The 7,506-nt window shown below is 72.5% G+C and carries 1 protein-coding gene and 1 pseudogene; both read left to right on the top strand.

The annotated features are described in order from the left end of the window. A partial coding sequence (locus JS521_RS31635; protein ID WP_205086353.1) for an SDR family NAD(P)-dependent oxidoreductase occupies positions 1 to 2,355 on the top strand: 2,355 nt, incomplete at its 5' end. A 49-nt stretch (positions 2,356 to 2,404) separates the two neighbouring features. After that, positions 2,405 to 7,506, top strand: a pseudogene (locus JS521_RS31630) (type I polyketide synthase); the annotation flags it as partial.

The raw sequence follows: 7,506 nt of genomic DNA, 5'->3' as shown, positions 1-7,506 counted from the left end.
GCGGATGTGGTGGTGGTGGGTTCGCTGCGTCGGGGTGAGGGTGGCCAGGAGCGTTTCCTGACCGCGTTGTCCGAGGCATGGGTCGCGGGCGTCGAGGTCGACTGGGCGTCGGTCATACCGGCCGGACACCGTGTTGAACTCCCGGCATACGCCTTCCAACACGAACGCTACTGGCTGGAATCCGCATCGACTACCAACGGAACAACGACCGTCGACACCGAGGAGACCGCCTTCTGGGACGCCGTGGAACGCGGCGACCTCGCGGAACTCACCGGCACCCTGGAACTGGAATCCTCCCGAGAGCTCGGCGCACTCCTGCCCGCACTCTCCTCCTGGCGTACCCGACGCCGCCAGGACACGACCATCGACGCCTGGCGTTACCGGGTCGAATGGTCCCCGCTGACCGGACTCCCCGCCACCGGCCGGCTGTCCGGCACCTGGCTGGCCGTCGTCCCCCCGGCCTGCGAACTGACGAAGTGGGCCACCACCGCGCTACGAGCCGCCGGCGCCGACGTCGTGGAGTTCGAGGTCGACGCCGCCCCCACCGTGGACCGCGACACCCTCGCCGCACGCCTGAAGGAGACCACCAGCCCGAAGGAACCCCTCTCCGGCGTCCTGTCGCTCACCGCCGCGGCCGACGCCGCACTCCCGGACCCCGGCACCGCAGTGCCCGCCGGAGTCGCCGCCACCGTGACGCTGACCCAGGCGCTCGGCGACGCGGGCATCACCGCACCCCTGTGGACGCTGACCCACGGGGCGGTGTCCACCCACGACGGCGAACCCGTCGACCGCCCCGCCCAGGCCGCGGTCTGGGGTATGGGGCGCGTCGCCGCACTCGAACACCCCGACCGCTGGGGCGGTTTGATCGACGTCCCGCTCACCCCCGGCAGCACGGCCGGTGACCTGCTGACCGCGATTCTGGCCGACGGCACCGACGAGGACCAACTCGCGATCCGCGACCGCGGAACATCCGCCCGCCGGCTCGTACGCGCACCCCTGGACACCGACACCCCCCAGCCCGAACCTCCCGCCTGGACACCCACCGGAACGGTCCTCGTCACCGGCGGAACCGGGGCCATCGGCGCCGAGGCGGCCCGCTGGCTGGCCCGCCGGGGCGCACCACACCTGCTGCTGCTCGGCCGGCGCGGCGAGAGCGCCGACGGAGCCCGGGACCTGGCGGACGAGCTGACCGCACTCGGAGCGACCGTCACTCTGGCCGCCTGCGACGTCACTGACCGGGGCGCGCTGGCCGAGGTGCTGGCGGCGGTGCCCACGCAGTGGCCGCTGACCGCGGTGCTGCACGCCGCCGGAATCGACGGTGTGACCGCACTGGACGAGATCGACGCGGACCATCTCGACACCGTGCTCGGTGCCAAGACCGCCGGAGCACGCCACCTGCACGAACTGACCCGGGAGATGAACCTGGAGCAGTTCGTCGTGTTCTCCTCCGGCGCCGCCGTCTGGGGCGGCGGAGGCCAGGGCGCGTACGCCGCGGGCAACGCGTTCCTGGACGCACTGACAGCACACCGCCACCAACTCGGCCTGGCCGGAACCTCGGTGGCATGGGGCTCCTGGGCCGGTGGCGGCCTCGCCGCCTCGACGGGCACAGGCCGGCTCCGGCGACTCGGGGTCGTCCCGATGGAACCCGGACTCGCCGTACGGGCTCTGGCGCGGGCGATCGACCGGCACGAGGACGGCCTGGTCGTCGCCGACATCGACTGGGACGTCTTCGGACCCGCGTTCACCGCCGGCCGGCCCAGCCCGCTGATCGCCGCACTGCTGGACGACCGGACGCCGGAGACGGCCGACGGACAGAGCACCGACGACACGTCCGCACTCCTCGGCCGGCTGACCGCCGCACCGGCCCGACAGCGTCGCCAGATCCTGCTCGACCTGGTCCGCACCGAGGCCGCCGCGGTCCTGCGGTACCGGGACGGACAGGTCATCGAGGCCGCGCAGGCATTCAAGGACCTCGGCTTCGACTCGCTCACCGCGGTCGAGCTACGGAACCGGCTGAGCCGGCTGACCGGGCTGCGGCTGCCGGTGAGCCTGGCCTTCAACCACCGCAACCCCAACGGGGTCGCCGCCTACCTCGGCTCACAACTCGGCGTCGCCGACCACGAACCGACCTCCGACCAACAACCCACCGAGCAAGGAGAGGACGCCATCCGCAACGCGCTGGCGACCATTCCGATCGCCCGACTACGTGCGGAGGGCCTGGTGGACGCGCTGATGCGACTGGCCGACGGCACCGACGACCCACCCGCCCCGACCGCTGACGGCGACGCGATCGATGAACTGGACGCCGACGCGTTGATCAACATGGCGCTGAACGCCGACCGAGACGATGCCTGAGCCTGTGGAGAACTCGATGAACACGCGCAGCGACAAGGCCGTCGAGGCCCTCCGAGCCTCGCTCAAGGAAGTCGACCGGCTCCGTCAGCAGAACCGGGAGATGCGCAGAGCGGCCCGGGAACCCATCGCCATCGTCGCGATGAGCTGTCGGCTGCCCGGCGGCGTCGGCGCCCCGGAGGACCTCTGGCGCCTCCTCGCCGACGGCACCGACGCGATCGTCGACTTCCCCGACGACCGCGGCTGGACCCAGACCGTGGAGGAAACCGGCGGCTACACCCGCCGCGGTGGATTCGTCCCGGACGCAGCCGAGTTCGACGCCGCACTGTTCGGGATCAACCCGCGTGAGGCCCTGGCGATGGACCCCCAGCAGCGCATGCTGCTCGAAGCGGCGTGGGAGGTTGCCGAACGCGCCGGCATCGACCCGCACACACTGGCCGGCAGCGACACCGGCGTCTTCGTCGGCGCCTCACCCTCCGGATACGACACGGTGGGCCGGATGCCCGAGTCCACGGTGGGCTACCAGCTGACCGGCACCGCCAGCAGCGTGCTGTCCGGCCGCCTCTCCTACGTGTTCGGTCTGGAGGGCCCGGCGGTCACCGTGGACACGGCCTGCTCCTCGTCCCTGGTCGCCCTCCACCTGGCGGTCCAGGCGCTGCGGCAGGGCGAATGCGGCCGGGCGCTGGTCGGCGGCGTCGCCGTGATCACCACCCCGGCGGCCTTCACCGAATTCGGCAAGCAGGGCGGCATGGCCTCCGACGGGCGGTGCAAGTCGTTCTCCGCCGAGGCGGACGGCACCGGCTGGAGCGAAGGCGTCGGCGTACTGCTGATCGAACGGCTCTCCGACGCCCGCCGCAACGGCCACGACGTCCTCGCCGTCATCCGAGGCAGCGCGGTCAACCAGGACGGCGCCTCCAACGGCCTCACCGCCCCCAACGGCCCCTCCCAACAACGCGTCATCCGACAGGCACTCGCCAACGCCCAGCTCACCACCGCCGACGTCGACGCCGTCGAGGCACACGGCACCGGAACCGCGCTCGGCGACCCGATCGAACTCGAAGCGCTGCAGGACACCTACGGCAAGGACCGCACCGACGACCGACCCCTGTGGCTCGGTTCGGCCAAGTCCAACCTCGGCCACTCCCAGGCCGCTTCAGGCGTGGTCGGCGTCATCAAGAGCGTCCTGGCGCTCCACAACAGCATGCTGCCGCGCACCCTGCACGCCGACGTCCCCACCCCCCACGTCACCTGGGAAGGCGGCGGCGTCCGCCTCCTCACCGAAGCCCGCCCATGGCCCCGCCACGACGCGCCACGCCGGATCGGCGTCTCCGCGTTCGGCGTCAGCGGCACCAACGCCCACCTGATCCTCGAAGAAGCACCGGCACAGGCCCTCGACACATCGGCCCAGCAGCCCGCGGACCCGGCCGCCGACCCGCTCCCCGGACCGCTGCTCTGGCCCCTGTCCGCGCAGACGGCCGAAGCGCTGCGCGCACAGGCCGAACGCCTCTCCCACCGGCTCCCGGACCACGCGGAGCACCCGGCCGACGTGGCCTGGTCGCTCGCCACGACCCGGGCCCCGCTGACACGGCGCGCCGTGGTGCTCGGCGCCGACGAGAGCGAACTGCGCGAAGGACTGAAGAACGTGGCCGCCGCGCTCCCGGCCGGCGGTGTGGTCACGGGAACGGCGCACGAGGGAAGGACCGGCTTCCTCTTCACCGGCCAGGGCGCACAACGCGCCGGCATGGGCCGCGGACTGTACACATCGTTCCCGGTGTTCGCCGAGGCCTTCGACGCGGTGTGCGCGCAACTGGACCCGGAACTCGACCGCCCGCTCAAGGACATGGTGTTCCACGGCGGCGCCGACCTGGACCGGACCGCATGGGCGCAGGCCGGCCTGTTCGCCGTCGAGGTCGCCGCGTTCCGGCTGCTGGAGTCCTGGGGCGTCGCCCCGGACCTGCTGCTTGGCCACTCCGTCGGCGAGATAGCCGCCGCGCACTGCGCCGGAGTCCTCTCCCTGCCACACGCCTGCCAACTCGTCGCCGCACGAGGCCGGTTGATGGGAGCACTGCCCTCGGGCGGCGCGATGCTCGCCGTCGAGGCGACCGAGACCGAGGTCATCGACGCCCTCGCCGGCCAAGCCGACGTCGCCGCTGTCAACAGCCCCACCTCGGTGGTGGTCTCCGGCTCCCAGGACGCGATCGACGCGTTGGCGACGCGCTGGGCGGGGGAGGGGCGCCGCACCCGACGGCTCACCGTCTCCCACGCGTTCCACTCCGCCCTGATGGAACCCATGCTGGCCGAATTCGCCGACGCGATACGGGCACTGGACTTCGCCGACCCCGTCATCCCCCTCGTGTCCAACCTCACCGGCGACGTGGCCGAGCCCGGACTGATGTCCACCCCGGAATACTGGGTGCGGCAGGTACGGCACGCGGTCCGGTTCGCCGACGGAGTGGCACGACTGCAGGAACAGGGCGTGTCCCGCTTCGTGGAACTGGGCCCCGACGGAGTGCTCTGCGCCATGGCCCAGCAGACCGCCGCCGACGCCGTGTTCGCACCCGTACTGCGCAAGGACCGGGACGACACCACTACCGCGCTGACCGCGCTCGCCCGGCTCTGGACCTCCGGCGCCGAGGTCGACTGGCGCACCCTGCTCCCTGAAGGCCGCAGGATCGACCTGCCCACCTACGCCTTCCAGCGCCGCCGCTACTGGCCCGAGGCCACGCCCGACGCGCACACCACGAAACCGTCCACCTCCCCGGACGATGACCGGTTCTGGGAGGCGGTGGAACGCGCGGACCTCACCGAACTCGCCGACACCCTCCAGCTGCGCGACGACCCCGAAACCCTGACGAACCTCGTCCCTGCCCTGTCGTCCTGGCGACAGTCCCTGCGCCAGGAATCCACCCTCGAATCCTGGCGCTACCGGACGCGATGGAACCCCCTGACCGTCACCCCCGGCGGCTCCCTCACCGGAACCTGGCTCCTCGTCACCGCCGACGACAGCGACCCCGCCCACGACGTGGCCGACGCCCTGCGCGCCGCCGGAGCCGAGGTCACCGAACTCACCCTCACCCCTGACGACGACCGGGCCACCCTCACCGAGCGGCTGACCGCCGCCGCCCCCGACGGCGTCGTGACCCTCCTGGGCGGCACCAGCCCACGACCCTCGGACCCCACCGGACTCGCACCGCTGCTCCGCACCTACCAGGCGCTGGCCGACACCGAGCTCGCCGCCCCCCTGTGGTGCCTGACCCGCGGCGCGGTGTCCACCGGCGACAGCGACCCGCTGCTCCACCCGGAACAGGCACCCGTGTGGGGGCTCGGCCGGGTCGCCGCACTGGAGCGCCCCGCCACCTGGGGCGGACTGATCGACCTGCCGGCCCACAGCGACACCACCACCGGCCACTGGCTGGCCGCGCTGCTCGGTGGCACGACCCAGGAGGACCAGGTCGCGCTCCGCGACGGCAAGGCCTACGGCCGCCGCGTCGTACGCGCCCCACTGCCGCGGGGCTCCGCACCCCACTGGACGGCCACCGGCACCGTACTGGTCACCGGCGGTACCGGAGGGCTGGGCGGTGACGTCGCCCGATGGCTCGCCCAGCGCGGAGCGCCCCACCTGCTGCTGCTGAGCCGTCGCGGCACGGACGCACCCGGCGCGAGTGAACTCACCGCCGAACTCGAAGCGTCGGGCACCCGGGTGACCGTCGTCGGCTGCGACGTGGCCGACCGTGAGTCACTCACCGCGGCACTGGCCGCCGTACCCGCCGAATTTCCCCTCACCGGTGTGGTGCACACCGCCGGCCTCGGAGTGTCGGCCCAGCTGCTGGACACCGACGAGAAGGCGGTCGCCGAGGTGATGCGCGCCAAGGTCACCGGCGCCGCGCTCCTCGACGAACTCACCGACGAACTCGACCTGTTCGTCGTCTTCTCCTCCATCGCCGCGACCTGGGGCAGCGGCGGCCAGGGAGCCTACGCCGCCGGAAACGCCTTCCTCGACGCCCTGGTGGAGCACCGCCGCTCCCAGGGCCTGGCCGGAACCGCGATCGCCTGGGGACCGTGGGCCGAGGTCGGCATGGCCGCCGACGACGAGGTCGCCGACTTCCTGCGGCGCCGCGGCCTGTCGGTGATGGACCGCAACGTCGCCCTCCGGGCACTCGCGACCGCCGTCGACCACGACGAGACCCCCGTGAGCATCGCCGACGTCGACTGGAAGCTGTTCACCCCGGCGTTCGTCTCCGCGCGCCCGAGCCCCCTGCTCGCCGAACTCCCCGACGCACAGCAACCGCTCACGGAGACCACCGACAGCGACACCCCGTCCACCGAACTCCGCGACGCGCTCACCGCCGCTCCCGAGTCCGAGCGGCACCGGCTGCTGCTGGACGCGGTCCGCGCCCGCACCGCGCTGGTACTGGGGCATACGAGCGCCGCCGTGGTGGAGCCCCGTCGCGCCTTCCGCGACCTCGGGTTCGACTCGCTGACCGCGGTCGAACTGCGCAACGTGCTCACCTCCGAGACCGGGCTGCCCCTGCCGGCCACCCTGGTCTTCGACCACCCCACGCCGATCGAGTTGACCGGCCACCTCCTCGGCCGGCTCTTCGGCGACACCACCGTGGCCGCCGCCGCGACCTCCGCGCGCACCGCCACGACCACCGAAGAACCCATCGTGATCGTCGGCATGAGCTGCCGCTACCCCGGCGGAGCCAACTCCGCAGGCCAACTGTGGGACGTGGTGGCCTCGGGCCGCGACGTCGTCTCCGACTTCCCCACCGACCGCGGCTGGCCCGAGGGCGGCGACGGCGACTACGCCCGCCGCGGCGGATTCGTCGACGGAGCAACGGAGTTCGACGCGGCGCTCTTCGGGATATCACCCCGCGAGGCGCTGGCGATGGACCCCCAGCAGCGGCTCCTGCTGGAAGCGGCCTGGGAGGCCTTCGAACACGCCGGCATCGACCCGCTCTCGCAGAACCACACCCGCACCGGCGTACTCATCGGCGCCTCCACATCCGGCTACGGCCAGGGCACCGACCTCTTCACCAGCGCGGAGGGGCATGTGCTGGCGGGCGGTTCCAACAGTGTCATCTCGGGCCGGGTGGCGTACTCGTTCGGGCTGGAAGGGCCTGCTGTGACGGTGGACACGGCGTGTTCGTCGTC

The sequence above is a fragment of the Streptomyces durocortorensis genome (genome assembly GCF_016901035.1).
Lineage (GTDB): Bacteria > Actinomycetota > Actinomycetes > Streptomycetales > Streptomycetaceae > Streptomyces > Streptomyces durocortorensis.
Note: the sequence above shows the minus strand (reverse complement) of the source record. Positions and strands in the feature narration are given on the sequence as shown.